The sequence below is a fragment of the Paenibacillus sp. IHBB 3054 genome, from assembly GCF_051594305.1.
Classification (GTDB): domain Bacteria; phylum Bacillota; class Bacilli; order Paenibacillales; family Paenibacillaceae; genus Paenibacillus_AQ.
Window position 1 is genome coordinate 41501 of record NZ_JBOFBG010000016.1, and the last position, 26226, is coordinate 67726.

Annotated in this window: 21 protein-coding genes and 1 riboswitch; of the genes, 6 read left to right on the plus strand and 15 right to left on the minus strand. The window is 49.8% G+C overall.

Going from position 1 to position 26226, the window contains the following annotated elements; all coding sequences use genetic code 11:
• Nucleotides 1-155: 155 nt before the first annotated feature.
• The 9 genes from cobA to ACQ76X_RS18125 all read right to left on the minus strand — a co-directional run bounded on the left by cobA (nucleotide 156) and on the right by ACQ76X_RS18125 (nucleotide 10930).
• On the minus strand, nucleotides 156-1703 hold the full coding sequence (cobA, locus tag ACQ76X_RS18085; protein WP_438495378.1) for a uroporphyrinogen-III C-methyltransferase: 1548 nt from the start codon (nucleotides 1701-1703) through the stop codon (nucleotides 156-158).
• Between the two features lie 5 nt (nucleotides 1704-1708).
• Nucleotides 1709-2695: a hydroxymethylbilane synthase gene (hemC, locus tag ACQ76X_RS18090; protein WP_438495310.1), complete on the minus strand. Its 987-nt coding sequence runs from the start codon at nucleotides 2693-2695 to the stop codon at nucleotides 1709-1711.
• Between the two features lie 313 nt (nucleotides 2696-3008).
• Nucleotides 3009-3662, minus strand: coding sequence for a precorrin-2 dehydrogenase/sirohydrochlorin ferrochelatase family protein (locus ACQ76X_RS18095; protein WP_438495311.1), 654 nt, complete (start codon nucleotides 3660-3662; stop codon nucleotides 3009-3011).
• Entirely contained in the window at nucleotides 3662-4489 is an 828-nt protein-coding gene (gene ccsA / locus ACQ76X_RS18100) for a cytochrome c biogenesis protein CcsA (protein WP_340899736.1), read from the minus strand. Before ccsA ends, ACQ76X_RS18095 begins: the two co-directional genes overlap by 1 nt.
• 5 nt (nucleotides 4490-4494) lie before the next feature.
• Complete coding sequence (hemA, locus tag ACQ76X_RS18105) at nucleotides 4495-5886, minus strand: glutamyl-tRNA reductase (protein WP_038595736.1); 1392 nt, start codon at nucleotides 5884-5886, stop codon at nucleotides 4495-4497.
• Between the two features lie 424 nt (nucleotides 5887-6310).
• Nucleotides 6311-7333: a LacI family DNA-binding transcriptional regulator gene (locus ACQ76X_RS18110; protein ID WP_438495312.1), complete on the minus strand. Its 1023-nt coding sequence runs from the start codon at nucleotides 7331-7333 to the stop codon at nucleotides 6311-6313.
• A 69-nt stretch (nucleotides 7334-7402) separates the two neighbouring features.
• Nucleotides 7403-8983: a DUF3502 domain-containing protein gene (locus ACQ76X_RS18115; RefSeq protein WP_438495313.1), complete on the minus strand. Its 1581-nt coding sequence runs from the start codon at nucleotides 8981-8983 to the stop codon at nucleotides 7403-7405.
• A 77-nt stretch (nucleotides 8984-9060) separates the two neighbouring features.
• Nucleotides 9061-9957 (minus strand): carbohydrate ABC transporter permease, encoded by an 897-nt coding sequence (locus ACQ76X_RS18120; RefSeq protein WP_038595743.1) that lies wholly within the window; start codon nucleotides 9955-9957, stop codon nucleotides 9061-9063.
• 28 nt (nucleotides 9958-9985) lie between these two features.
• Entirely contained in the window at nucleotides 9986-10930 is a 945-nt protein-coding gene (locus tag ACQ76X_RS18125) for an ABC transporter permease (RefSeq protein ID WP_306080849.1), read from the minus strand.
• Between the two features lie 398 nt (nucleotides 10931-11328).
• Between ACQ76X_RS18125 and ACQ76X_RS18130 the strand changes: the two genes are divergently transcribed.
• The 6 genes from ACQ76X_RS18130 (at nucleotide 11329) to hpt (ending at nucleotide 21014) form a co-directional block, all read left to right on the plus strand.
• Nucleotides 11329-14676 (plus strand): GH36-type glycosyl hydrolase domain-containing protein, encoded by a 3348-nt coding sequence (locus ACQ76X_RS18130; protein WP_438495314.1) that lies wholly within the window; start codon nucleotides 11329-11331, stop codon nucleotides 14674-14676.
• A 33-nt stretch (nucleotides 14677-14709) separates the two neighbouring features.
• Nucleotides 14710-16869: a beta-glucosidase BglX gene (gene bglX / locus ACQ76X_RS18135; RefSeq protein WP_438495315.1), complete on the plus strand. Its 2160-nt coding sequence runs from the start codon at nucleotides 14710-14712 to the stop codon at nucleotides 16867-16869.
• Between the two features lie 26 nt (nucleotides 16870-16895).
• Nucleotides 16896-17858 (plus strand): metallophosphoesterase family protein, encoded by a 963-nt coding sequence (locus ACQ76X_RS18140; RefSeq protein ID WP_438495316.1) that lies wholly within the window; start codon nucleotides 16896-16898, stop codon nucleotides 17856-17858.
• A gap of 184 nt (nucleotides 17859-18042) precedes the next feature.
• A riboswitch (purine riboswitch) is annotated at nucleotides 18043-18145 on the plus strand.
• Nucleotides 18146-18283: 138 nt separating this feature from the next.
• Nucleotides 18284-18844, plus strand: a complete 561-nt coding sequence (locus ACQ76X_RS18145) for a phosphoribosyltransferase (RefSeq protein WP_438495317.1) — start codon at nucleotides 18284-18286, stop codon at nucleotides 18842-18844.
• A 60-nt stretch (nucleotides 18845-18904) separates the two neighbouring features.
• Nucleotides 18905-20416, plus strand: coding sequence for an IMP dehydrogenase (locus ACQ76X_RS18150; RefSeq protein WP_438495318.1), 1512 nt, complete (start codon nucleotides 18905-18907; stop codon nucleotides 20414-20416).
• A gap of 70 nt (nucleotides 20417-20486) precedes the next feature.
• Nucleotides 20487-21014 carry a hypoxanthine phosphoribosyltransferase gene (gene hpt / locus ACQ76X_RS18155; RefSeq protein ID WP_038595755.1) on the plus strand — a complete coding sequence of 176 codons (528 nt, stop codon included), beginning with the start codon at nucleotides 20487-20489 and terminating at the stop codon, nucleotides 21012-21014.
• 212 nt (nucleotides 21015-21226) lie between these two features.
• On the opposite strand, the gene ACQ76X_RS18160 is transcribed toward hpt, so the two are convergent.
• The 6 genes from ACQ76X_RS18160 to ACQ76X_RS18185 form a co-directional block, all read right to left on the minus strand.
• Entirely contained in the window at nucleotides 21227-21847 is a 621-nt protein-coding gene (locus tag ACQ76X_RS18160) for a VanZ family protein (protein WP_438495319.1), read from the minus strand.
• Nucleotides 21840-23042 carry a sensor histidine kinase gene (locus ACQ76X_RS18165; RefSeq protein ID WP_438495320.1) on the minus strand — a complete coding sequence of 401 codons (1203 nt, stop codon included), beginning with the start codon at nucleotides 23040-23042 and terminating at the stop codon, nucleotides 21840-21842. The genes ACQ76X_RS18160 and ACQ76X_RS18165 overlap by 8 nt, the downstream gene beginning before the upstream one ends.
• Nucleotides 22975-23670, minus strand: a complete 696-nt coding sequence (gene vanR, locus ACQ76X_RS18170) for a VanR-ABDEGLN family response regulator transcription factor (RefSeq protein WP_438495321.1) — start codon at nucleotides 23668-23670, stop codon at nucleotides 22975-22977. Before vanR ends, ACQ76X_RS18165 begins: the two co-directional genes overlap by 68 nt.
• A 171-nt stretch (nucleotides 23671-23841) precedes the next feature.
• Nucleotides 23842-24006 (minus strand): hypothetical protein, encoded by a 165-nt coding sequence (locus tag ACQ76X_RS18175; protein WP_438495322.1) that lies wholly within the window; start codon nucleotides 24004-24006, stop codon nucleotides 23842-23844.
• Complete coding sequence (locus ACQ76X_RS18180) at nucleotides 24000-24461, minus strand: hypothetical protein (protein WP_438495323.1); 462 nt, start codon at nucleotides 24459-24461, stop codon at nucleotides 24000-24002. The genes ACQ76X_RS18175 and ACQ76X_RS18180 overlap by 7 nt, the downstream gene beginning before the upstream one ends.
• A complete protein-coding gene (locus ACQ76X_RS18185; RefSeq protein WP_438495324.1) occupies nucleotides 24448-25548 on the minus strand; it encodes a hypothetical protein in 1101 nt (366 codons plus the stop codon). The genes ACQ76X_RS18180 and ACQ76X_RS18185 overlap by 14 nt, the downstream gene beginning before the upstream one ends.
• Nucleotides 25549-26226 lie beyond the last annotated feature (678 nt).

Consider the following 26226-nt stretch of genomic DNA (forward strand, 5'->3'; position numbering starts at 1 on the left):
ACTAAAATCACCGAAATAGCGAATTTTCGCTTAAATGGGCAAATTTAGCTGTACAGAATACAACTAACCATCCTTATGAGGGGTTTAAGCCTACTTTAGTTGTACAAAGTGCAGCTAAGTTAGATTTCCCTATTCGTCCGTCAGCCATTAAATGATTATCGCAGCCGCGTTCCTTCATTCCAGCGGCACAACTCCTGTACTAATCCCTCGATCGTCGCCTCGTCGGGGAGCAGCCCCGGGGTGAGACCGGCTTCTACGGCGGTCTTTTCGGTCACGGGGCCGATGCAGGCAATCTTCACGCCCGCCAGCAGCGGAAGCGGATCTTCAAGCCCCATCCGCTTCAGGATGCTGATGAAGTTGCGCACTGTCGAAGAGCTGGTGAAGGTAACCGCGTGAATCCGCTTCTCCTCCAGCAGCTTAAGCAGCTCGATGTCATCCTCGCCGGTGACCACCGTCTCGTAGGTGTCCACTTCGGTCACTTCCAGCCCCAGCTCCCTCAGCTTGTCCGGCAGCCACTCGCGCGCGAGGTCGCCGCGTGGCAGCAGCACCTTCTGCCCAGGCTGCAGCCTTGAGCCGAAGGCTTCGATCAGCCCCTCTGCCTGGAAGACTCCAGGCAGCTCCTCGGCCACCAGCCCGCGCTGGGCCAGCGCCGCGGCTGTGGCCGGTCCCACCGCGCCGATGCGCGCGCGGTGCAGGCCGCGGATGTCCACCTTGAGCTCCGCCAGGTGACGCCAAAAAAACTCCACGCCGTTCGCGCTCGTGAAGAAGACCCAGTCGTATGCGGATAACGCGCCGAGCGCTTCCACAATCTTGGCCTTCTTCTCTGCGCCTTCCGGCATGACCGTCTCAATGACCGGGAACTCGTACGGCTCGCCGCCGAGTTCCTCGATCCGGTCCACCAGCTCACTGGCCTGGCTGCGGGCCCGTGTAACCACAATGCGCTTGCCGAACAGCGGCAGCGCTTCTACCCACATCAGCTGCTGGCGCTGCAGCACCACGTCGCCGACGACGATGACGGCAGGCGGCTGGAAATCAGCCGCCTTTACCTTCGCCTCAATGTCGGCGAGTGTCCCGATCAGCGTCTCCTGATCGGCGCGTGTGCCCCAGCGGACAAGCGCGACCGGCGTTTCCGGCGGCCGCCCGTGTTTGATTAGCTGGGCGCTGATATAGCCGATTTTGGCAACGCCCATCAGAAACACCAGTGTTCCCGTAGCATTCGTCACCTTATCCCAATGAATGGAATGATCCAGCTTATCCGGACTTTCATGTCCGGTAATAATCGAGAGCGAGGAAGCATAATCCCGGTGAGTCACCGGAATGCCAGCATATGCCGGCACGCTGATCGCCGAGGTAATGCCCGGCACGATCTCATAATAAATGCCATGTCTGCGCAGCAGCTCCGCTTCTTCACCCACACGGCCAAAAATCGTCGGGTCTCCGCCCTTCAGCCGCACGACCGTCTTCCCCTCAAGCGCCAAATCGACGAGCAGCTGATTGATTTCCTCCTGCTTCATCGTATGGCGGTCAGGCAGCTTGCCTACGTATATTTTTTCTCCGCCGGACTTCATATGTTTCAACAACCTCGGGCTGGCCAGCCGGTCGTATACCAGCACATCCGCCTTCTGGATGCACTCCAGGCCTTTCACCGTAATCAGCTTGGCGTCCCCTGGACCTGCACCTACAAGATAGACTTTCCCCTTCATCTCCATCATCCCCTTACATCCGCCAAAATTTTCTCCGCTCCCCGGGCAATAAGCTTCCTGGCGACCTCTTCGCCAAGCTGAACCGGATCTTCCCCGGTGCAGGTTTCCTTCAGGATCACTGAGCCATCCGGCGTTCCCACCATGCCGGTCAATGTGATGACCCGGCGGGTAGAATCCGGTGCAGCAGAACCTGCTGATGCATTGGATTCAGTTCCACTGTCTTCTGCTCCCAGTACCGCAAAAGCGCCAATCGGCACCTGGCAGCCGCCGTTCAGTGCGCCAAGAAACGTCCGTTCCGCCGCCACTGTAAGGGCCGTATGCTCATCATTGTAAAGTGCCAGCAACTTCCGCAGCTCGGCATCATCCTCCCGGCATTCGATGCCGAGTGCTCCCTGCCCTACAGCAGGCAGACAGACCTCCGGCGGCAGATAGGCCGTTACCCGATCCTCCCAGCCCATGCGCGAGAGGCCCGCAGCCGCCAGCAGGATCGCGTCGAATTCGCCGCTCTCCAGCTTCTTCAGCCGTGAGTCAATGTTGCCGCGCACCGGCTGGATGTCCAGATCAGGCCGCAGTGCGGCTAGCTGGCTGGAACGGCGCAGGCTGCTGGTACCGACACGCGCACCCTGCGGCAGCTCATCCAGACTAGCGGATCCGGTGGCGATCAGGCAGTCGCGCGGATCGACCCGTCGCGGCACAGCCCCGTTAATCAGCCCTTCCGGCAGTTCAGAGGGCATATCCTTCATACTATGTACAGCCATATCGATCTCTTTGGCCAGCATGGCCTGCTCAATTTCCTTTACGAACAACCCTTTGCCGCCCACTTTGGACAAGGTGACGTCCAGAATCCGGTCGCCTTTGGTGACAATCCGGTGCACTTCAAAGGTGAAGCCGAAGCCGTGCTCCTCACTCAGACGCTCCAGATCGGCGATGACATGCCCCGTCTGTGTCAGCGCGAGCGCGCTTTGTCTGCTGCCTACAATAATCTTGCGCATATTTACATTCCTCCCGGTAACCTGCATGTGCCTTACTGCTCTCACAATCATACTACTCTTATACAATCAGCGGCATGCCTGCCGTTCCTTCAAATTCTCACATTTGCCCCCAAGATCAGCGGAACTTACCGTGAGCCGCTCTTTACAACCGCATCCGCAAGGCTTGGTTCAGCCGCATTCCGGTCATTTACCCGGCGTTTCCCCGGATTCGGCCACCAATTACTCCCGCAACATTCTGGCAGGTTTTTCACTTCTACCAGCAACTCGTGCCTTCTTCAGCAGTCAGCCCAACGTTCCCGGATCTTCAACGTACCTACGCCTCACGGTTAGCGGCAATCCAGACCTGAACCGTCTCCGGGCTCCAGTCTTTAAAAGTACCCTGTCTGATCTCATCCAACACGCCCAGATGGGCCAGCTTGCGCAGAAGCCGGGCACGGACCGCGGCTGAAGGCTCCTGCCGCTTGATCTCTACCCGCAGCGCATGCAAAAAATCCAGGTACGGCTCGTATTCCTCGCCCAGCATCTCCGCAACCTGCTCCGTAATCTTCGCAGCCACACCAGGACCAGCGCCCGAAGTCGATACGGCCACCGTCAGACGCCCCCGGCGAAGCACGCCGGGAGTAATGAAATTCCCCGCCTCGGCATGGCTGGCCACATTCACCGGAAGGCCCAAAGCCTTGGCCTCGCGTGCGGCTGCTTCATTAACCGCCGCATCACTGCTGGCGGCATAGACCAGAAAGGCCCCCTCAAGATCTCCGGGAGCATAAGGGCGGCTAATCCAGATTAGCATGCCCTTCTCTGCAAATTCGCTAAGCCTCTCCGTTAGCGAGAGGCTAACAACGGTCACTGTCGCTCCCGCTTCCAGCAGCGGACCTATTTTACGCTCGGCAACGGCCCCGCCGCCGATTACCACTACCCGTTGATCCTGCAAATCCAGCATGACCGGAATATAATTCACCATGTTCATCACTTCCCGCCCCAGCCGTGGAAATCAGACCATGAATTCAGCAGAAAATTCAGGATAATGAAGCCGTATCCCGAAATCGCCCAGCGGGCCATAACCGTCCCGCTTCTTCGGCCGGACCGCTTCAGCAAGATATAGGTTATGTAAATCCCAAGCCCGACAAGTGTAGTCAGCACCTTGGGATCCTGGAACAGCGGGGTCCGTCCCTCTGCGATAATGGACATGCCCGCCAGCACAAGCGATACGCTCAGCAGGGGAACCCCCGCGAGGATTGATGTATACGAATATTTGTCCATCGTTTCCAGACTAGGCAGACGCCGGACGCGGTCATCCCATTTCTTGCTCTTCAGCTTACTGTGCAGGAACAGATACATTATCGCAAATACCGCACCCAGTGTCAGTGCGCCAAAGCTCAAATTAGCTAAAATAATGTGCATTGCCAGCCATCCGTGCACCGCACTCCAGCTCTCCAGGCCATGATCCGCAGCCGTCAGCCATACCCGGTTCAGCAGGAACACACTGAAGCCCGCTCCACTGAGCAGCAGGATGGTGAATTCACCTCCGCGCGTGTACGCCACCGCAAGCGAAGTCAGCACGATACTGAATGAGAACCAGAACAGGAAATCATAAGGGGTGAATATAGGCAGTCCTCCCTCCTGGGAGAACCGGATCGCAAGCCCGGCAGACTGCAACAGTCCCACAACGACAAGAAGCCCCGTGCCTAGCCGCTTCCCGCCCGGATTACGCCGAAGGCAATCCGAGAAAATAAACAGCAGGCTCAGGGCATATAGCAGCAGAGCGGTATCATATATTCCGTTCAGCAGTTGCATGTTCTTCACCCGCCCAGCAGGCCTGCCGGAGCAAACACCGTCTTAGGCACGTTGAAGTCGATGCTTGAAGAACGTTCATTGTCAGTCCGCTCAACCGGTGCAGGGCTGCCGCCGTCCGGATCGGTTCCCAACTGCTCCTGAAGTGCAAAGATTTGCGTGAAATAATCAAGTGCCTCACTCCCCTGCTTGCCGCCGGACAGTTCCTTAATCACATTGATCGGATCATGCATCATCTGGTTCACAATACTTTTCGTCAGGCGGCGGATCACCTTGCGCTGGTGCTCGTCCAGCTCGGGCAGCTTGTTGAACAGACTATCCATAGTTTCTTCATAAATTCCGTTCGATTTGTCCTGAAGCGCACGGATGACCGGTCTGACGCCAAGCGTCTTCAGCCATACCTGGAATTCCTCCATCTCTTCTGCGATCATGACCTCGATCTTGGCCGCTTCACTGCGGCGCATCTCCAGATTGCTCTCGACGATGCCTTCCAGATCATCAATGTCATACAGGAACACATCCGGCACACTTGCCGCCGCCGGATCAATATCACGCGGAACGGCAATATCAATCATGAACAGCGGCCGCGAAGGACGGCGCTTCATACCGGCAGCCACCTGATCCGCTGTCAGTACAAAACCGTCAGCGCCAGTAGAGCTGATGACAATATCCACTTCATCGAGATGCTTCAAAGCCTCATCAATCGTGCTCGGCTTGCCCGAGAACTTCTCAGCCAGCTCTATCGCCCGCGACAACGTGCGGTTGGCAACAATAACCTCTGCCGCACCACTGCTGTACAGATGCTTCACCGTAAGCTCGCTCATTTTGCCGGCGCCGAGAATCAGCACTCTTTTGCCGGTGAACATGCCGAAAATCCGCTTGCCCAGCTCCACAGCCGCATAGCTGACCGAAACCGCGCTTTCGCCGATCGAAGTTTCACTATGCGCACGTTTGCCAAGCGTCACAGCCTGCTTGAACAGCTGGTTGAACCATGTGCCGGTCACGCCTTCTGCTTGGGCAGTCAAAAAAGAATTGCGCACCTGTCCCAGAATCTGCGTCTCACCAATCACCATGGAATCCAAACCGCAGGTCACACGGAACAAATGGGCAATTGCCTGTTCATCTTCATATATATACATATGCTGTGCAAATTGTTCACTCTTTACATTGAACCACTGCTCCATAAAGCTGCGGATGAAGTATCCGCACATATGAAGGCGGTCCACGACCACATAAATTTCCGTCCGGTTACAGGTGGCGACAACAACCCCCTCCAGAACGCTCTTGGTCTGCATCAGTTCATGGAGCGCCGCAGGCAGATCCTTCTCCGCAAAAGCGAACTGCTCTCTCACCTCTACGGGAGCCGTACGGTAATTTAGGCCAACGACGACAATATGCATCGCTTGTTCACCATCCTAGTCTCTAATCAGTGGTGTAGGCACTATCACTGTTTATCCATATTTAAAGGTATGTCATTCACAATATCCGAAATCGCTGTGTTAAGTATATCACAAGGAAATAGTGCTTTTTACAAAACCTTTGAACTATTTATGACATCCAGATAATAATTATTATAAATAAAAACCTGCAGAAGTGCTATCGTTTATGATGGGTTTTTTTCAGAATAATTATAACGTTTTTTTATAGCAAAAAGGAGCAGCGCTTTACCTGCTCCTTTAACAACAATCTTTGAGGTATTCCATATTCCGCATCAGACTTGCGGAATAACTGTGACAGCTTCTCCGCCGCGAACCAGAGTACCTATTCTTAATGTCTCGTGCATCTTAGGTCCACTCCATTAATGATTATAGTCAGCTCTTCACCCTAATAATCTTTGATCATCCTGCAAGAGCCGCGTTTGAGCAATACCGCATCGTAGACAATATGCTGGTTGTTTGACTGTCCCGAAATGAGGTCAAAGAGGACGCCCACGCTCGATAATGCCATTTCCGTACCCGGTTGGCTGATTGTATCCAGAGAGGGATGATAATATTCGGCCATCTCAATACCATCAAAGCCAAGGATCGAGATGTCTCCCGGAATAGACAATCCAGCGGTAAGCACAGCTTTGGCTGCACCAATCGCAATGGTATCGGAGGCTGCAAAAATAGCCGTAACTCCCTTATTCTTGTTGAACAGTCTTCGCGCGGCATTAAATCCGGAGCTGGGACTGTATTCACAATCCTCGACCAATTGGGCATCGTAGGGCAGATTATGCTCTTCCAGTGCTTTTTTGTAGCCCAAGTGCCGGCGGTTGCCTGTGGTTTCATCCAATAAAGGGGACTTAGCCAGAAACCCGATATTCGTATGCCCGAGTGAGATTAAATAATTGGTCGCCTTATAGGCTTCCTTCAATTCATCGATGATCACACTGGAAAAGATGGTTGGGTCCACCTTCTGGGTTGAGGTAATCGTCGTCAGCACAAAAGGAATCGTCAGCTGTTTGAACTTTTCTTCGGAATGATTATACGTTCCGCCCATAAAGATAATCCCGCAGAGATTCTTTTCCTTCACCAGTTGGATGGCCGCTTTGATTTCATCCGTCCCATCCTCCACCTGCTGAATGAGAAACGGGTAACCCCGCAAATTAACCTGCCGTTCGATTTCTTTGATCATATTGGAAAAGAAAGGATTGGTAATCCCCTTGACCATAAGTGCGATGTTCTTGGATTCCGTGGTTTTCAAATTCCGCGCGTTGGAATTGGGAACATAATTATATTCCCTGACCACACTTAGAACCTTCTCTCTTGTCGCCTTGCTCACCAGCCCTTTGTTGTTGATTACCCGCGAGACTGTTGAGATACCGACACCGGAAATCCGCGCGATATCCTTGATATTTACGTCCACTGTACTCCCCCATCTATGGGTAAAGGAGCTATAAGTAATTATAGCTCCCTTACGCCTTATAGCATTCCTTTAGTTGACAGGAACAAATTCTGCCAATTGTTTCTGTACTTCGGCAATGACCTTGTCAATTCCTGCTTTTTTCAACTGTTCGCGGTATTCTGCAACTGCCTTTTTAGGCTCCTGGCTAGTTTTGCCAAGCATCAGCTGGACACCGAGCTGTGAATTCACGTTGGAGATTGAAGCGATTTCTGTAGTCACATTCGATGGATCAAAGCTGAATCCGTTGTACGGATCATCGATCGCCACTTTATCCCATTCAGCGAACAAGGAGTTGCGGATAGGGTTTTCGGTATCACTCGGAACAACGAACTTGTCATTTCTGAGTGACCAGGCTGAGAAGCCGCCGGCATCCGTTTTTTCATTGTAGCCTGGAGGGAATTTCTTGATGCCGTCTTCAATGACATATTGCTTGCCTTCAATCCCGTATTGAATAAGGTTGTAATAGCTTTCATCGGTCATAAACTTCTCAATCACCATCAGTGCACGTTCCGGATTGGCCGAATTTGTGCTGATTACGGTCGAGTTGTCCACGCCCATCTTACGTTTGATTTTCTTGTTGGCTTCAGCGAAAGTGAAGAAGTAAGGATCTGATTCAGGTTGTGCCTTGATATCCGCTCCATACTGGCCGATCCAGTCTTGGGCATGAGTCAAATAACCTGCAGAGTTTCCCGCTCTAAAGTTCTCTTTCCCGCCCATGGTTGCGGACAGCACATCTTTACCCCAATACCCTTTATCCGCCCATTCACGCATTTTCACAGCCCAGTCTTCAAATTCCTGGGTGTAGGCCGGATGGAAGACGGTTTTGAAGTCCTCCGGACTCTTGGTCACCAGATTCAGTTCATTTAGAGAAATACCAGGGGCGTTAAGCCACATATCCGTGGTATCGACCAGCATTCTGAACATATTCTGCGCATCTTCAGCCTTGCCGTTGATCGGCGTGAAGGATTCGTTAGCAACAACATTATCCATATACTTCACCATATCATCTATTGAGCTGATTTTTTCCATTCCGTATTTATTCAGCAGATCAGAGCGATAAGCAAAACCGGTAGGTGTGTATTCACTGTAAAGACTCGGAACTCCATAAATTTTGCCTTTGTACTTCGTGTTCTCCCAGACAGTTGCAGGAATTTCCGCCTTCAGCTTAGGAGCAACCTTGTCCAGCATCTCCGTGATGTCCACGAGTGCGCCTTCACTGGCTAATGTAAAATAGGAAACTGGTGCTCCGGGAGAGGCGTGGGACATATCAAAATTTTCACCGGAAGCAAATAATAACGGGTACTTGGTAGCCGTATCCGGCCAGTCAATATACTTCACTTCAATGCTTGCATTCAGATCTGCCTTGAGCTTCTTGTTGATCTCGCCAAGGATCGCCTTGTTGTTAACCCCTTCACTGCCCCACAGGTAGTACGTCAGCTTGGCTTCCTTGGAAGTGTCCACTCCACCCGTATTTGCAGTAGTTTCCGACTTTCCGGAATCCGTTGGAGAAGCGCTTGACTCATTGTTGTTGTTCTTGGACGTACAGGCTGTCAATACCCCGGCAAGCATGAGGACTGCCATTAAAGAAGACGCGATTTTTTTACCTTTCATCAGGTAAGCCTCCCTTTTCTTGTCTGTTTATAAATCCTTCATTTATAATAAACGCCTCTCTTAAGAGAACACGTCCATTAACCCTTTACTGCCCCGACGGTAAGCCCTGTTACAAAATAACGCTGCACAAACGGGTAGAGGAGAATAATTGGCCCTGTGGCCAGAACAGCTGTAGCCATCTTGATAGATTGCGTCGGAAGATCGGCTGAATTAATCACTGCCCCCGAGTTGATCATAGTCCCAAGGTTGGTCTGATTAACCATTCGCTGCAAAAAGTATTGCAACGGATATTTAGTTGGGCTATCCATATACAACATTCCGTTGTACCACTCATTCCAAAAGCCCAGCGCCGAGAACAGTCCAATGGTGGCCAAGGATGGAACCGCCAAGGGAATAAAAATCCGCCAGTAGATACGGAAATCGCCGGCACCGTCAATGGTAGCGGATTCATATAAGGAATCCGGAATCGCCTTCATGAAATTGCGCATCAGGAAGATCGACCAGGCGCCGACCACAGCCGGCAGGATCATGGCGAACAAGTTATCCTTCATATGAAGATGCTTGACCATCAGGATATACGTTGGAATCAAGCCGCCGCTGAAGAGCGTCGTAAAGTAAATCAGGAAGGAGAAGAAATTGCGGTACTTGAAATCCTTGCGGTTGAGCACAAAGCCGGCCATCGACATCATAAACAGTCCCAGCACCGTACCCACTACAGTGATAAAAATAGTTACCTGATAAGCATTGATGAGATTTGTAGAGTTGTTAAGCAGCAACTCATAAGACTTGAAGGAAAATTCTTTGGGCAGCAGCTTGTAGCCTTCGCGGACAATTTCCTGCTCGTTCATAAATGAGGAAGTGATCATCAGCGCAAAAGGAAATAAACAAATCAGCGCAAAGATTGTGATGCACAAATAGCTGATGGCTTTAATGAAGATACTGCCGACATCTTGTTTGACTGCTTTCTTTTCCATTATCATCACCCCTGTTTCTTTCTGAATCTTAGAATAATGCGCTGTCAGGCTCGACCTTGCGCACAATAAAGTTCACCACAAGCACCAGAATCAGCCCGAACAAGGATTGGTAGAAGCCAACAGCGGCTCCCATGGAGAAGTTGAATTGCCCCACCAATGAGCGGAAGACATAAGTATCAATGATATCTGTCTGCGGATACAGCACGGAATTCGTCCCGATCAGATTATAGAATAGGTCAAAGGAGCCTTTGAGAATCCCGCCCATTCCGAACAGCAGAAGCAGAATAAAGGTTGGCTTCAGAATCGGCAAGGTCATGTAGCGGATCCGTTGCCAGGTAGTAGCGCCGTCCATATAAGCAGCTTCATACAAATCATGGTTGATCCCTGTTATGGCTGCCAGATAGATAATCATGCCGTATCCGGTACTGGCCCAGATTTTGAAGGCGACAATAATGTATTTCCAAATGCCTGCATCGGAGTAGAACTCGTGGCGGTCCAGCCCGGCGCCGGCCAACATCGTATTGATAAAACCCGAGTTGAAATTGAATAGGTTGTAAGCAAAAACCCCCACGATAACCATTGAAATAAAGTTCGGGAGGAGAATCACCGACTGGGAGATCTTCTTGAACCATTTGCCCGTTATCTCCGACAGCATAATGGCAAACACAATTTGAATGATATTCCCCAAGACAAGGAAAGCCACATTGTACAGCAGGGTATTTTTGGTGATATTCCAGAGATCACCATTTTGAACCAGGAATTCGAAGTTCTTCAGGCCGATAAAATGGCTTCCGAAGATCCCCTTGTTAAGTTTGTAATCCACAAATGCGACATAAGCTCCGGGCATTACCGCATAGTGGAAGATCAGGAAATACAGAAGCACGGGCAGCAGCATAAGGAAAAGAACTTTGTTCTTCATCAATTCCCGGCCGATATTTCCACCAGTTCGCATAATTCTTGCCAATAGGCCCACCTCCAATTTGAACGATGCATTCACACCAATGGAATAAATTCAGACGCCTCTCAATCACGATAAAAGGGTTGCTGAAAGGTATAGAAACGTTTCCATCATTTTTTTGAAACTCCCCTTGCGAAGAGCATACTCTTAAAATGTATGCGCTGTCAATTGAATTTTTTTTCGAATTTCAAGTACATTAATTATATATATGGTCCTAAATGTTTCGAAACAATAATTATTTCAAAGATTATTGACTTTTTATACCCGCGAGACTAATATCGAGGTATACCTAACATGGAAACGTTTCTATTATTTTTTTTGGTGAAAATGCATGCCCTTGATGACATTTGATTTGAACTCCCCTATCCGTTCAATTTCATGTCCTATCCATGTAGTGGAAAGCGAGGGTTCTTATGATTTTCAGACCACAATCCAACATGATTACCTTTACACTCGATGAATCCAAGTACACGTTCTTGCCAACAGGCGACATCTTTGAATTCTCCAATGGGCCATTCCTCATCAATCAGTTCCAGGGCAATGCTATGGATGGTTCGGCCAATAATATTTATCTTCGCGTGCATACAGCACAAGGCATTGAAAGCTATCCATTGCTGGGAATCCGCTCCCGATCCAAACTATTTTACAATCACGAAAGACTTATTTACCAAGGCCGGATAGAGGCTATTGATTACCGTGCTACATTCTCTCCTGCCGCTGATGGCATCTGGTTCTGGCATATCCAGCTCTCCGGAAACGGGGAAACGGTTGATGTCATTTATGGACAGGATCTCGGTGTCGCTGAAAAAGGCGGCGTGCTGTCCAATGAGCTGTATATGAGCCAGTACCTGGATCACAGCATTTGGGAGGGGCCTAACGGTTACGCTGTATGCTCGCGCCAAAACCAGCCTCAGGGCACAGCTTTCCCCTATCTGCAGCAAGGTGTGCTTCAGACCAAAGCCGTCGGCTATTCAACGGATGGCACGCAGTTTTTTGGCTTATCTTATAAAGCCCTGGATGTTCCTCAAGTACTGGAAAGCGGCCTTCCGAACCAGAATGTTCAATATGAGCTGGCTTATACCGGTCTGCAAACAGAGCAAATGAAGCTGGCTGGAACCGTTGATTTTGCCTTCTACGGCCTGTTCCGCCAGACTCATCCCGCCGCAGTAACGTCTCTTGAGTTTGGGTCCCGGCTGCAGGAAGCTTATGCCTCCATAGACTGGAACCTGAGCGACGCTGTACAAGAGGGAGAAACGGTCACGCTCAGTGCTGAAATCGGGGGTCCTTATGTCTCTCCGCAGTGGTCACAAGCCGAGATTGATGCCGCGTTCCCTGAGCGGAAGCTCGAGGAATACGAGGATGGTAAACTGTTGTCCTTCTTTACTAATGACCACGTCCATGTCGTGCTGCAGCCCAAGGAACTGCTCGTTGAACGCCCGCACGGACATATCATTACCACCCTGATGGATGACACACAGGTCAACAACAAGCTGATTACGTCCACCAATTACATGTACGGTATTTTCAACGGTCAGACGGTGGCGGGCAATACTTCTTTCCATAAGCTTCTCTCCACGCCGCGCGGCCTGCTCAATATTCTCAAGAACACAGGACAGCGCATTTATATCCGCCAGGACGGCGTCTACCGGATTCTTACGCTGCCGGCCGCTTATGAGATGGGTGTAAATTTTGCCAAATGGCATTACAAGCTGGAGGACGATACGTTAACGATCACCACCTTTGCTGCCGCCAATCAACCGGATATTGTGCTTCAGGTACAATCAAAGCTCGGAAAATCCTACGATTACCTGATTACTAACCAGCTGGTTATGGGCGAGCATGAATTCCAGCATCCGGTGAAAGTCAGCGCTGCAGACGGAATTATCCGTGTTCAACCAGATGAGGACGCTTGGCGGAACCATCCTTATCCCGGCCTGCATTATGACATTCAATTACCTGATACCGCTTTCAATTTCAGTGACGGCCGGATATTCTATGAAGACGGCAAGCCGCGCAACGGTACGCTGCTTACCCTTTCCGTAGAGCAGTCCTCAAGCTTCCAGCTAGTCATGCAAGGAAGGCTGGAGGACAAGGAAAGTTTGCCGCTGGCTCCTTACAGCTTTGAAGATGAAGTAACATTGTACAGAGAATTCTACGAAGCTTTCAGTTCCCGCTTCTGCTTGCAGATCGAGGGTGCCGAACAGGTGCAAATTGATAAATTGAACGAAACCGCATGGTGGTACACGCATAATGCAATGGTCCATTTTATTGTGCCGCACGGACTTGAACAGCCAGGCGGAGCCGCATGGGGCACGCGGGATGTATGTCAGGGGCCGATGGAATATTTCCTGATGACCCAGCATTATGAATTGGCCAGAAATGTTCTTTTGGAGATTTTTGCCCACCAGCTGTGGGAGAGCCGGGAGTGGCCGCAATGGTTTATGTTCGACCAGCACCCTGTCCAATCCCCTGAATGGCATGGCGATGTCGTGCTTTGGCCGCTTAAATGCATTGCCGACTATGTAATGGCTACCGGGGACAGCTCTATTTTCCAAGAAGAGGTAGTCTATCACTATCTGGCAGATGCCCTGCCTACCCGGGAGTTGGAATCCGTGCTGGAGCATGTCAAGGCAGCTGTGGACACAATCTGCAGGCGTTTCCTGCCTGGAACAGCCCTCATCTCCTATGCCGGCGGTGACTGGGATGATACCCTGCAGCCTGCCGATGAAGCGCTGAAGACCAAGCTGGTCAGCGCCTGGACCGTCGCCTTGGCATTCCAGGTCATCCGGAATCTGTCGCAGGTCACGGCATTCGACCCTGAGTTCTCAAAGTCGCTTGCTGAAATGGCAGAACGGATGAAGGTCTCTTTCCAGACGTTGCTCATTAAAGATGAGGTTATTGCCGGCTTCGCTTACTTCAAAGACGCCGAAACCATCGAATACATGCTGCATCCGCTGGACCAAAATACCGGAATACAGTATCGCCTGCTGCCGATGACACGCAGCATCATTGCTGAACTGGTGGACCCTGCACAAGCGGATATGAATCTGCGCCTGATTGATGAGCATCTCAAATGTCCGGATGGCGTACGCCTGATGGACCGCCCTGCCCGCTATGAAGGCGGCGTAAGCACCATTTTCCGGCGTGCCGAGCAGGCCGCCAATGTCGGCCGTGAAATCAGCCTGCAATACGTGCATGCCCATATTCGTTATCTTGAGGCGGCCGCTAAACTCGGAGATGCCGAGCGTGCCTGGGAAGGGCTGTTCCAAATCAATCCGATCAATATCCGCGAGAGCGTGCCCAATGCGAAAATCCGCCAGAGCAACATGTATTTCAGCAGCTCGGACGGAGATTTCCCGGACCGCTACAGCTATCACAAGAATTTCGATCAGCTGCGCACCGGCAGCGTCCAAGTGAAAGGCGGCTGGCGGCTATATTCCAGCGGACCCGGCATTTACCTGAATCAGCTCATCTCGGGCATTCTGGGAATCCGCTTCACGGCAGACAGCCTGATTATTGACCCGGTTCTTCCGGCCAGCCTGGACGGTCTGCGCTTCACTTATCAATGTTTCGGCCGCACCTTACAATTTGTTTATCATATCGGATCGGGTTCCACCCGCACACCGGAACTGCGTTCGGAGGGCAATGCCGTTGCCGGCCAAATCCTGTCCAATCCGTATCGCCCGGGTGCGTTAAGCATTCCTGCAAGCACTGTGCTTGCGCTGCCTGACGAAGCACTGCATATCTATTTATCCCAATAACTTTCAATGCGCTCGATGAAGAAGGAGTCTGCCATGACTAAACCGTTTATCCAAGAGCTTGTGAATGAAATGACACTGGACGAAAAACTGGCCCAATTAACCCAACTTGGCCCTTACTATTGGGGCCTGGACGATACCGTTGATTTGACGGGTCCGTTCAAGGAGCTCAAAATTAAGCCACATGCCATTGAGAATATCGGAAGCGTTCTGAACGGCGTTGGAGCCCGGAATGCCATCGAAATGCAGACCCGCCATATGCAAAAAAGCCGCCAGAAGATTCCGCTGCTCTTTATGGCGGATGTCATCCACGGCTACCGGACCATTCTGCCCATTCCTCTGGCGCTGGGCTGCAGCTTCGATCTGGAAGCCTGTGAACGCTTTGCCGAGCTCGCTGCCAAAGAAAGCGCAGCTGCCGGGATTCATGTCACTTTCTCGCCGATGACCGATCTCGTCCGCGATCCGCGCTGGGGCCGTGTCATGGAAACATCCGGCGAGGACCCTTATCTGAATGCCCGCGTCACCGAAAGTATGGTGCGCGGCTATCAGGGCAAAGACCTGAAGGAAAAAGGACGCATAGCCGCCTGTGTCAAGCATTTCGCTGGCTATGGTGCGCCTGAAGGCGGCCGGGAATACAATACGGTCGATATGTCCTCCGGTGTATTGCGTGAATTCTATCTGCCTGCCTACAAGGCCGCGGTCGATGCCGGTGTAGCTATGGTAATGGCCGCATTCAATACGGTAGACCGTATTCCGGCAACCGGAAATGAACAGCTTCTGCGCGGGATTCTGCGGGAAGAATGGGGATTCAATGGTGTTACCATCGCTGACTTCAATTCCGTCAATGAGCTGATCCCCCACGGGGCTGCAGTGGATGGCCGCGAAGCCGCAGAGAAAAGTCTGGCTGCCGGTCTTGATATTGAGATGATGTCCACCCACTATCTCCATCATGCCGCAGACCTGATTGAACAAGGCCGGCTTGATGTCGCTTTGATCGACGAAGCGGTTATCCGGGTACTGGAGCTTAAGGACGCACTGGGCTTGTTTGAAAATCCGTTTAAGGATGCGGATCCGCAAGTGGATGAGGCAGCCGAACCTAATGCGGAGCATCTGCAGACCGCACGCGAGCTTGGCGCAAGCTCGGTCGTGCTGCTGAAAAATGACAATGAAGCTTTGCCGCTCAAGCGGGGGATGAAAATCGGGCTTGCCGGTCCTTTCGCCACTTCCATACATGTGCTGGGCGGCTGGGCCGGAACGGAAAAGGATCCGGCGGTCTCGCTCTACACAGGACTTTCCCGGAAAACCTCAGCCGGGGATATCCTTACGGCAATGACCGGCGAGCTGGGGAGTATGCTGGAGGGTGTATTTGATGTAGAGGACGGGATAGAAGAAGCGTTTCACCGCTTGAAGGATTGCGATGTGATCCTTGCTGCAGTGGGCGAAAACCAGCAGGATACCGGAGAAGGCGGCAGCAAAACCAACCTGCGCCTGTCTCCTAATCAGGAGAAGCTGATCTGGCGCCTGAAGGACACCGGCAAAAAGATAGTGACCATTGTATTCAGCGGCCGGCCGCTGGAGCTGAAGCCTGTGCTGGATGCCAGCGACGCTTTGCTCCAAGCCTGGTTCCTCGGCTCGGAGTCAGGGAACTCACTGGCAGATGTACTGTTCGGGGACTACAATCCATCCGGGCGTTTATCCATGAGCTTCCCCTACACAGTGGGCCAGATTCCCGTTTATTACAATGCCTATTCAACGGGGCGTCCCTATGATCCCATGTATCCGCAAGTACGTTATGTAACCCGGTATTTAGACTGCCCCAATGACCCGCTCTTCTGCTTCGGCTATGGCCTTAGCTATTCTAATTTTGCTTACAGCAGCTTCAAGGTTGAAGCCGCTGACAAGCTTGTAGCCTCTATTGAGGTAGAGAATACCTCGGACATCGACGGCAAAGAAACCGTTCAGCTCTATATTCACGATGTCAGCGCAAGCGTTGTGCGTCCGGTCAAAGAGCTTAAGGGTTTCCGGCAGCTTTCATTGGCAGCGCATGAGAAGCAGGTGGTTTCCTTCGAAATCACCAGAGACATGTTAATGTTCTATGGCAAGGACGATCAGCTTGTCTTCGAGCCTGGTGAATTTGATATTATGATCGGCCGTAACTCAGGAGATCATTTCACCCGGCGAATCCAGATCGACTGACTTTGGTCAGAGAGGGGAATTTTCAAATGAAACGCCATTTATCATTCCAGAACGACGGAACCTTTAAAATTGTGCAATTTACCGATCTACATTGGATGGATGGAAGAGCCGAGGATCAGCGTACCCGTAAACTCATGGAGCGAATTATAGAAGCGGAGCAGCCTGATCTTATCGTTTTTACGGGGGATTTAATTTACACGGGTCCCGTTCCAGCGGAAGAAAAGGAATGTGAGAACCCTCAGGAAGCTTTCCGGGAGGCTGTCGCTGCTGTTGAACAAACCGGCATTCCCTGGGCCTTTGTATTTGGCAACCATGATACAGAAACCCGCATTTCCCGTGATGAACTGATGCAGGTAGCCTTCGAGCATCCTCACACGCTGGCTGAGGCCGGACCTGCGGAGCTTGCCGGTACAGGCAATTATACACTTGAAATTGAGGGGCCTAATGGCAGCTCCGCTGCAGTTCTTTATTTTCTGGACTCCGGCAGTTATTCCGATCTTGAGCAGGTACCAGGCTACAATTGGATCCAGCGGAATCAGCTTAACTGGCTGACAGCTGAATCGGCACGGCTGAATCCGCAAGCACATGAGGATAAGCTGCCTGCACTTGCATTCTTTCATATCCCGATTCCCGAGTACCAGGAGGTATGGTCTACCCGGATCTGCCATGGACACCGATTCGAGCGCGTCTGTTCTGCTCCTGTTAATTCCGGATTATTTGCGACTTTGCTGGAAATGGGCGATGTGCTGGGCACCTTTTGCGGACATGACCATATCAACGACTTTGTTGGCAGCCTGCATGGCATACGCCTCTGTTACGGGCGGGCCTCAGGCTACAATACTTATGGAAAAGAAGGCTTTATGCGGGGTGCCCGCGTGATAAAACTAACCCTGGGCGAAAAGAATTTTGATACTTGGCTCCGTCTTGAAGACGGCTCCACCGTACTGGAACAGCCCGTTCATGAGCCAGATAACGTAACCGTACACTAATCTTCCAACCTGGAATTGTTCGGCACTAATAATCAGCCCACCCGCTCTTGGAACGAGACTTCCCCGCATGATTGGCGGCGGTCTCGTTCTTTTTTCATTTACATAACACCAAATCAATGATTGACACACCATAACGGCAATGATAGCATATAACAAAATAATTCAAGTTATAATTCCTCACACGATGTTAACATTACATCTCTCTTGTATAAGCTCGATAATTTGGATTGAGCGTATCTACAGGCAACCGTAAATTGCCCCAGGCTACAAGAGGCAACGCAAGACCGAAGGGAACCAAGGCTGAGAACCGCATAATAATTATGCACTCTCCTATGGTGACGTTTGTCTTGCATGTGCCTCTTGTCATCCGGGGTTTTTTGATATTCATGTTAAGGACTTATTCAGATTAAAGGGAGTGAAGGGCGATGAGCGCATCCTATGCACGGTTAAGCGAGTCCATCAGCAAGGCCAAAAACGTGAGGATTTATAAAAACAAGGATACCGCCTATGATTTCAAGCTGTACCCTTTCGGAGAACGGGGCACCTATATGGATCCCGAGCTGATTAGTGAAATCACTGATAATCTGGCAGACAGTGTTACGCAGCAATTCCCTGCATTTGATTATATCGTATCGCCTGAACCCGGCGGACACACTTGGGGGATGCTGGCCGCCTATAAGCTGATGAAACCGATGAACATCCTGCGGCTCAGCACCGAGCTGTACGACAATTATGAGGTATGCATCAAGCGGGAGACCGCTTATAACGAGAACTATATTTATTTTGAAGGTTTCAAGGCTGGGGATCGGGTACTTATACTTGATGATGTCATCAGCTCAGGGGCGACTATATGCTCCATCGCCGACCAAATGGCTGATATGGGCGTGCATTTAGTCGGGGTACAGGCGATTCTGGCCAAAGGCGAGCACTACAAGGCGCTGGAAGCAGACTATGGCATACCGGTACGGGTGCTGTCCAAGGTATAAGGTGCTATAGAAGCTGATTTCAACTTATATAAATAACTTATTTAAGGGAGTGAAGATCGTATGGCTTTTTATTATGAACAGCCTTCAAGAACGTTCAGCGAGTTTCTGCTTGTTCCGAACCTGACCACCAAGGAGTGTATCCCGGGCAATGTCGATCTTAGAACCCCTGTAACGAAATTTCGCAAGGGTGAAGCGCCAGCGCTTACGATGAACCTTCCGGTAACCTCCGCCGTGATGCAGGCCGTTTCCGACCACAACATGGCTATCGCTCTGGCCAAAAGCGGAGGAATCTCCTTCATCTATGGCTCCCAGTCTGTGGAACAGCAGGTTGATATGGTGCGCAGAGTCAAGAAATTCAAGGCCGGTTTTGTCCTCAGCGACTCCAATCTGCGCCCGGAGGATACCCTGCAGGATGTACTGGCCCTAAAAGCGCGCAGTGGCCACTCCACTATCGCCATCACGGACAATGGTGAGCCAACCGGCAAGCTGATGGGCATTGTCACCAGCCGCGATTACCGCGAGAACCGTCTGCCGCCGGAATGCCCGATTACGGAATTCATGACTCCTCTCTCCGCTTTAATCTACGCCGCAGAAGGCATCACTTTAACCGAAGCCAATGATATGATCTGGGACCATAAGCTAAACTGTCTTCCGATCGTGAACAGCAGCGGCCATCTCGTCTACCTGGTCTTCCGCAAGGACTACGACAGCCATCAGGAATATCCGCTGGAGCTGCATGACAGCAATAAACAGCTCATCGTCGGTGCCGGCATTAACTCCCGGGATTACAAGGAGCGGGTTCCGGCGCTGGTCGAAGCGGGAGCGGATGTGCTCTGCATCGATTCCTCCGACGGTTATTCGGAATGGCAGGCGGAGACCATCCATTATATTAAGGATACTTTTGGGGAATCGGTAAAGGTAGGTGCCGGGAATGTCGTGGATAAAGAGGGATTCCTCTACCTCGTTGAAGCAGGGGCGGACTTCGTCAAAGTCGGCATCGGCGGCGGCTCCATCTGCATCACCAGGGAACAAAAAGGCATCGGCAGAGGGCAAGCCTCCTCCGTCATTGAAGTGGCCGCGGCCCGCCAGGAATACTACGAACAGACCGGAATTTATGTCCCGATCTGCTCCGACGGCGGCATCGTCCACGATTACCATATCGTCCTTGCCTTAGCCATGGGTGCAGACTTCGTGATGCTGGGCCGCTATTTCGCCAGATTCGATGAAAGCCCGGGCCGCAAGCTGCTGGTCGGCGGGAACTTTGTCAAAGAATATTGGGGTGAAGGCTCCAGCCGGGCCCGCAACTGGCAAAGATACGACTTCGGCAACGCCGATAAAGAAAGCAAACTTGAATTCGAGGAAGGCGTCGATTCCTTCATCCCTTATGCCGGCAGACTCAAAGACAACCTGGATCTCAGCATCAGCAAAATCAAATCGACCATGTGCAACTGCGGCGCTTTAACCATTCCCGGGCTGCAGCAGCATGCCAAAATCACCCTCGTCTCCTCCACAACTATTTACGAAGGGGGGGCACATGATGTTATGCTAAAGGAAAAAGACAGAACATCCTGATCATTAGCAGCCTGTGAACACAGAAGGGTTGCTACGGCGGGATCATTCTGATTCATAAGGAGCCCACACAATGACGTCATTACAAAAGGTTCTGGTAACCAAAACAGAGCTGCAGCAAAGAGTTCAGGAGCTTGGAGCAGACATATCACGGGATTACGAAGGCAAGGAGCTGGTGCTCATCGGCATCCTCAAGGGAGCAGCCGTATTTATGGCTGACCTGATGCGCGAGATCACCCTCCCCATCGGCATGGATTACATGTCCGTATCCAGCTATGGCGCCAGCTCCACCTCAAGCGGCGTCATCACCGTCAAAAAAGACATCGACACCGACATCCGCGGCAAACATGTCCTCCTCGTCGAGGACATGATCGACACCGGCCTGACCCTGCAGCATCTCAAGCAGCTCTTTGCTCTCCGTGAGGCCGCTAGTGTCCGCATCTGCACCATCCTCAGCAAGCCCTCCCGCCGCCTTGCCGACATCCCCATCGACTACTGCGGCATCGAAATCCCCGACGAATTCGTCGTCGGTTACGGATTGGACTATGCTGAACAATTCCGGAACCTGCCGGAGGTTTGGATTGTGCAGACGGGCGAATAGGGGCAGCAAAAAGAGCCGGAACTTGTTAAGTGCCGGCTCTTTTGCTGTAATGAATTCATAAGGCTTTATTGGACATGGTGACGCTTAAATGCACGTCCGACAAAGGGGATGCATACTGCGCTTATAACAACATAAACAACAATCCTCATAGTGATAATATCTACGGTCAAGCCCCGTTCGCTCCCAGCAGGCCATACACTCCTGGTTTCATCTTAATCGTCATTTGATCGACCGCTGTTTTGCATCCATATTGTTTGGATTGAGTTTTTCTTTTGTCTGTTATTTTCACTGCCTAACAACTTCTCCCACCCGCTTGTACGTTGAAAACAGAGGGATAAAAAAGCAAATACGGCATAGCCGAGTATACCTCCCAAGAGGTTCAGGATTATATCATCAATGTCTGCGGAGGCTCCGATAAAATATTGCGAAAATTCGATAAAAAAGCTCCAGCAAAAAATCACCAACGCAGTTCTCCCAAAGGCTCGCGCCCATGAAAATACACTTGGCACAAAAAATCCACAGGGGATAAACATGATGATATTAGCATAGACCTGCACAATCGCTTTATCCGGCGACATTCCCCCTGACTCATTTAACCAGCGTAAAGGGATCAGATTCAAGTGATGTTGCGCCGGATGAAATGCTTCTTCTCCCCATGCAGAAATTATGGTGGCGTACAACACTATAAAACCACACGCAGCAAATAACAAAAAGCACAACTGCCGGATTACATTTACCCGTCTCCTCAACAAAAAGAATACCGGCAAATATAAGATGGCGAGAGCCCCAATAATAATGCCCCCTATTATAAAGTAACCCAGTAAATCATTCATAGTGACCTCCATGTGAAGTTAGCGGTATCTTTACACTAAATACGGTTTTCCCATTTTCACTCTGCATCCCGATCTGCCCTTCATGCCGCATTATTATTTCTTTGGCAATGGCCAGACCCAAGCCTGCACCTCCCGTATTCGTTGAACGGGCATCATCCAATCGGTAGAACTTATCAAAGATACTGTTTTGCTTATCAGGCGGTATGGTTTGCCCGGTGTTCGTAAAGGTAATGTTGGCCATACCCTCATGGGCTTTTGCCGCCACCTCAATCGTGCTGTTATCGTCACTGTATGCAACGGCATTTTTCAAAATGTTATTAAAAACCCGCGCCAGCTTATCTGCATCACCATAAACGGTTATCGTATCTTCGGCGTCAATAACCATCTTTTTTCCGGCAGTCGTGAGCGAGGGATAAAATTCATCCGGCATTTGTATCAGCATATAAGAGATGTCAACATTCTGTTTGTTGAGCTGGAGCGTTTGCTGGTTATACCTTTCGACTTCAAAAAAATCATGGATTAGGCGCTCCAAATGATACGCCTTATCCAAAGTGATTTTCATATATTTCTCTTGTTGCTCCTTCGGCATATCGGAAGCTTCGTTAAGTAAACTCAAATATCCAATGACGGAAGTAAGCGGCGTTTTTATATCATGAGCCAGATACATGACCAAATCTCTTTTGTTCTGTTCTGCCACCTGTACTTCCAGTTCACGTTTTTTGAGGGTTTGCTTCACAAAAATCAGTTTCTGCTCCATTGAGGACATCTCCGGTGATAGCGTAATATCTGCTTCATCCTTAATTAGGGCATCCATTCCTGCATTGACTTCATTAAAATATTTTGTAAACCAGGATAAAGAAAAATAGAAAAAAATAAGAAAAAAGGCCGATATCGCTATCAGCATTATGATTTCCCAATGATCACGGAAAGTACTTTCGTAAATCGAAAGGGCATCGCTATATTCGTAACCAAAAACATGTTGTAATAACAGAACGCCTCCCTCACCCAGTCGTCCTCGAACCAGTAAATATAGAATTTCCACTGCGATGATAGCCAGAATTATCAAAATCAGCATTCGAATAAATACTTTCATCCTTAACTTTGCATAGCTCATCTGAATATGGGGTTTACTTTTCAATTTTATACCCCACCCCCCATATCGTTCGGATCCATTTCGGATTATCCACCGAATCATTCATTTTCTCGCGCAAATGCCTGATATGAACAGTGATGGTATTATTATTCTTATTGTAATATTCATCGCCCCAAATCACGCGAAATAGTTGTTCCGAGCTGATGACTTTGCCTTTATTCTCACAAAGGACCCGTAAGATTGAAAATTCTGTAGGTGTAAGAGATAACTGTTTTTCGTTCAGCCAGCACTCATGGGTGTTCACATCCAGAACCAGACCCGAATAGGCTATGACCGTTTCATCAGGCACTGGCATGGACTTGTATTTCTTATATCTGCGCAATTGCGCCTTTACCCGCGCGACCATCTCTAGCGGACGAAACGGTTTGGTAATATAATCGTCTGCCCCCATCGTAAGGCCAGTAATCTGGTCTGTTTCTTCATCCTTAGCCGTAAGCATTATAATAGGAAAATTATGATTTTCCCGAATGCGCTGGCAGATGGTAAAACCGTTAATATCCGGAAGCATAACATCCAGAATTGCTAAATCCACATGTTCATTCTCAATATACTTGAGGGCATCCTGCCCATTATAAAACTTATGAACATTGAAATTTTCATTTCTTAAGTAGATTTCGATCAGATCGGTGATGGCTTGCTCATCATCCACCACCAGAATATTTTCAGCCACTATGTGATCCCTTCCTTCACTGCATGAAATATACTTATTGTACCAGAAAACGGAAAGGGCTTATGTTGTTTTTTTCTTGTTTAATTCTTAAGATAATCCTAAGGTTAGCTGAATTCCCCACATAAAGAAGGCTGTCGAAACTTTCTCGACAGCCTTACATTTTGAATGCAATCACGAAGTAGTTACTGGTATTGTACCGGACTTCACTCTGGCGCTGAACCCGGCAACTGCTTTTTTCAATAGTAAGGCCAGTCCCAACGTAATGAGAATACAAATCGCATTTAGAACAAGGTCGTTCACCTGCAGGTTCAGGCTTCTCCGGAGATCTGTCAACATCTTGAGCATTCTTTCATGAAGCAGATAAATCTCCAGACTATGCGTGCCGCAGAATGAGAGGAAGGGACGTACCTATCAAACCGACTGTCCAGCCCGAGCCAAAAGCTAAGCGTCGTCAGATTCAGAAGGACCTCTGTAAAGGACATCTCACCGATCCCCCACAATACAGAAGACAAAATAACAGCACCACCGGAAGATACGTTGGCAGAATCCGCTGCAGCCGTCTTTTGTAAAAGGTAGCCGTGCTGACATTGCCGCCATAGGCATAATATAACCCCCAAACCCGAAACCAGCAGGAAGATATCGACTCCACCGTACCCATAGGCTTGCAAGGTGCCGAGAACCGGCACGGAGGATACATTAATCGTCGAATGATACAGCACCACCCACAGAATTGCCAGTCCCATGAGTTGGGTGCGGTACGTGCTGATCAGCTTATAATTAAGCTTTGTCATGTATAACCTCCTGAAGCGCCGGCAGCTGGCGGGAAGAGGGGCTCGCAGGCATTAGACTGGAAAGTTTCTTGTAATTCAGCGAAAAGAGAATGCCAAGCAAAGCTTCCGCAAGAATGATTAAATCCCGATTAGAAATCACCAGCGGAATCGCAACCACACTAATGACGATAAGAACCCAAACCGCCGGATACCCCATATACGGTTCGATGAAGCAGCCCAGCCACAGCAGGGCTCTCATCGCCACATAAGTGCAGACCAAAGCCAGACACCATATCCACACAATATACAGGCGGCCCAGCCCAAGCCGGTCAAAAGCCAAGATCAAGATCAGATGGGTAAATAGAAATAGAAATGAATGCTTACCGAAATAGAGAATCAGATTACTGGGAGCATAGCTTTTTTTCCTTCTGAAGAGATAAAAGACCCCGAACAATACAAACAAAGACAGCAGAAGATAGTTCACAGACATATTGTATTTGATAAAATCCGCTTCATGCACTCCACCGTAGCTGGATATCACGAGCAGTCCCCCGGCTACAAGAGCTCCAATAAGGTTCACCCGGTTGCTGCACCGATAAGCGAAGATCCCGGCCACAAACGCAAACATCCAAGGGAAATAGGTAAACCCAACAGTTTCTGTGAACAGTATGGATTTAAACGGAAAGTGCGGCAATAGACTGCCAATGAAAAAATGCACCAAAAAAACAAGCAACGCCAAAAGGAGATATAAATAGAGTGGAGGTTTCAAATATTTCTCTATGAGGTATACACTCAGCACTCCGAGTGCAATGATCTGGGGAACATCCATTACCGAAAACGCCTGAACCTCCGGTTTCCACATGAGATTATAAGAGAAACCGATGACAGCGAACAACACGTAGAAGCTAAGCAGCGACCTGAAGCTTTTCCTTCGAACCTGCAAGGTGGTCGTCACACCCGAGACAGCAAAGAAAAGTACAGGGGCCAGACCGGCAATAATCTGAAACACCCGCTCATTGCCATTAAAATAAAGCGGAATATGCGCCACAATCATCAAAATACAGCTAATCCCCTTAATAGCATCCAATGAATAGTCATATTCCTTCATTCCCCTCACTCTCCTCCCCCTTTATTTGAATTTCTTGTAGAGTATTTTCTTATAGAGTATAAGACGGAATTCATAACTTTCCATCACTCTAAAGTGTAAGATTGGGTTGGGGGGGGATTTATGAATATCTGCTTAGTAAGAAAATAGAGAATTATATTAACTATTAAATCAGTGCTAGTACTCTTACAATCCCAACGTTACTGCTACAGCTTGCAGATACTCGACTCAAATCCGTTTTTTGTTCTCCAAACAATGGTGGTCTTCTGCCCTAGAAATGAAATTCAATATCGCACTCGTTTCTCCTCTTGTACTCATCGACTCAATTTGACAATAGCAACGATTGCTTAAATTCGTAGAATTTTTAGTCTTTGACAGAAACGAAACTTGCCCCCGACCACGATAATTTCTGTTTCCATATCTGATGATAAGTTTGGTATTAGCGAGAGAGTTACTGGCTTAAACTTGCACCTATAAAACAGGCCAACCAGAAGTATCAGGCTGACCTCAAAATATATGGAATTGATATACGTCATCACATATGTGCGAATCTCAACAAAGACCAGCGTCTTATCAACCCAATACTATATTTATCTGTCACACTCCATACATCAATGGAGTGTTAGCACGGCTTGAAGAAGACTACTAAAATTCAATAACTCAATTCTTAGTATACTTCAA

Coding starts and splice junctions, on each gene's coding strand:
- ACQ76X_RS18160 (WP_438495319.1), bottom strand. CDS start 21,847: ATGAATGATTTACTGGGTTACTTTATAATAGGGGGCATTATTATTGGG.
- ACQ76X_RS18175 (WP_438495322.1), bottom strand. CDS start 24,006: ATGTTGACAGATCTCCGGAGAAGCCTGAACCTGCAGGTGAACGACCTT.
- ACQ76X_RS18115 (WP_438495313.1), bottom strand. CDS start 8,983: ATGAAAGGTAAAAAAATCGCGTCTTCTTTAATGGCAGTCCTCATGCTT.
- ccsA (WP_340899736.1), bottom strand. CDS start 4,489: ATGCAACTGCTGAACGGAATATATGATACCGCTCTGCTGCTATATGCC.
- ACQ76X_RS18165 (WP_438495320.1), bottom strand. CDS start 23,042: ATGATTCGGTGGATAATCCGAAATGGATCCGAACGATATGGGGGGTGG.
- hpt (WP_038595755.1), top strand. CDS start 20,487: ATGACGTCATTACAAAAGGTTCTGGTAACCAAAACAGAGCTGCAGCAA.
- ACQ76X_RS18130 (WP_438495314.1), top strand. CDS start 11,329: ATGATTTTCAGACCACAATCCAACATGATTACCTTTACACTCGATGAA.
- hemA (WP_038595736.1), bottom strand. CDS start 5,886: ATGCATATTGTCGTCGTTGGCCTAAATTACCGTACGGCTCCCGTAGAG.
- ACQ76X_RS18120 (WP_038595743.1), bottom strand. CDS start 9,957: ATGGAAAAGAAAGCAGTCAAACAAGATGTCGGCAGTATCTTCATTAAA.
- hemC (WP_438495310.1), bottom strand. CDS start 2,695: ATGCGCAAGATTATTGTAGGCAGCAGACAAAGCGCGCTCGCGCTGACA.
- ACQ76X_RS18145 (WP_438495317.1), top strand. CDS start 18,284: ATGAGCGCATCCTATGCACGGTTAAGCGAGTCCATCAGCAAGGCCAAA.
- ACQ76X_RS18140 (WP_438495316.1), top strand. CDS start 16,896: ATGAAACGCCATTTATCATTCCAGAACGACGGAACCTTTAAAATTGTG.
- ACQ76X_RS18150 (WP_438495318.1), top strand. CDS start 18,905: ATGGCTTTTTATTATGAACAGCCTTCAAGAACGTTCAGCGAGTTTCTG.
- bglX (WP_438495315.1), top strand. CDS start 14,710: ATGACTAAACCGTTTATCCAAGAGCTTGTGAATGAAATGACACTGGAC.
- cobA (WP_438495378.1), bottom strand. CDS start 1,703: ATGAAGGGGAAAGTCTATCTTGTAGGTGCAGGTCCAGGGGACGCCAAG.
- ACQ76X_RS18185 (WP_438495324.1), bottom strand. CDS start 25,548: ATGAAGGAATATGACTATTCATTGGATGCTATTAAGGGGATTAGCTGT.
- ACQ76X_RS18180 (WP_438495323.1), bottom strand. CDS start 24,461: ATGACAAAGCTTAATTATAAGCTGATCAGCACGTACCGCACCCAACTC.
- ACQ76X_RS18095 (WP_438495311.1), bottom strand. CDS start 3,662: ATGAACATGGTGAATTATATTCCGGTCATGCTGGATTTGCAGGATCAA.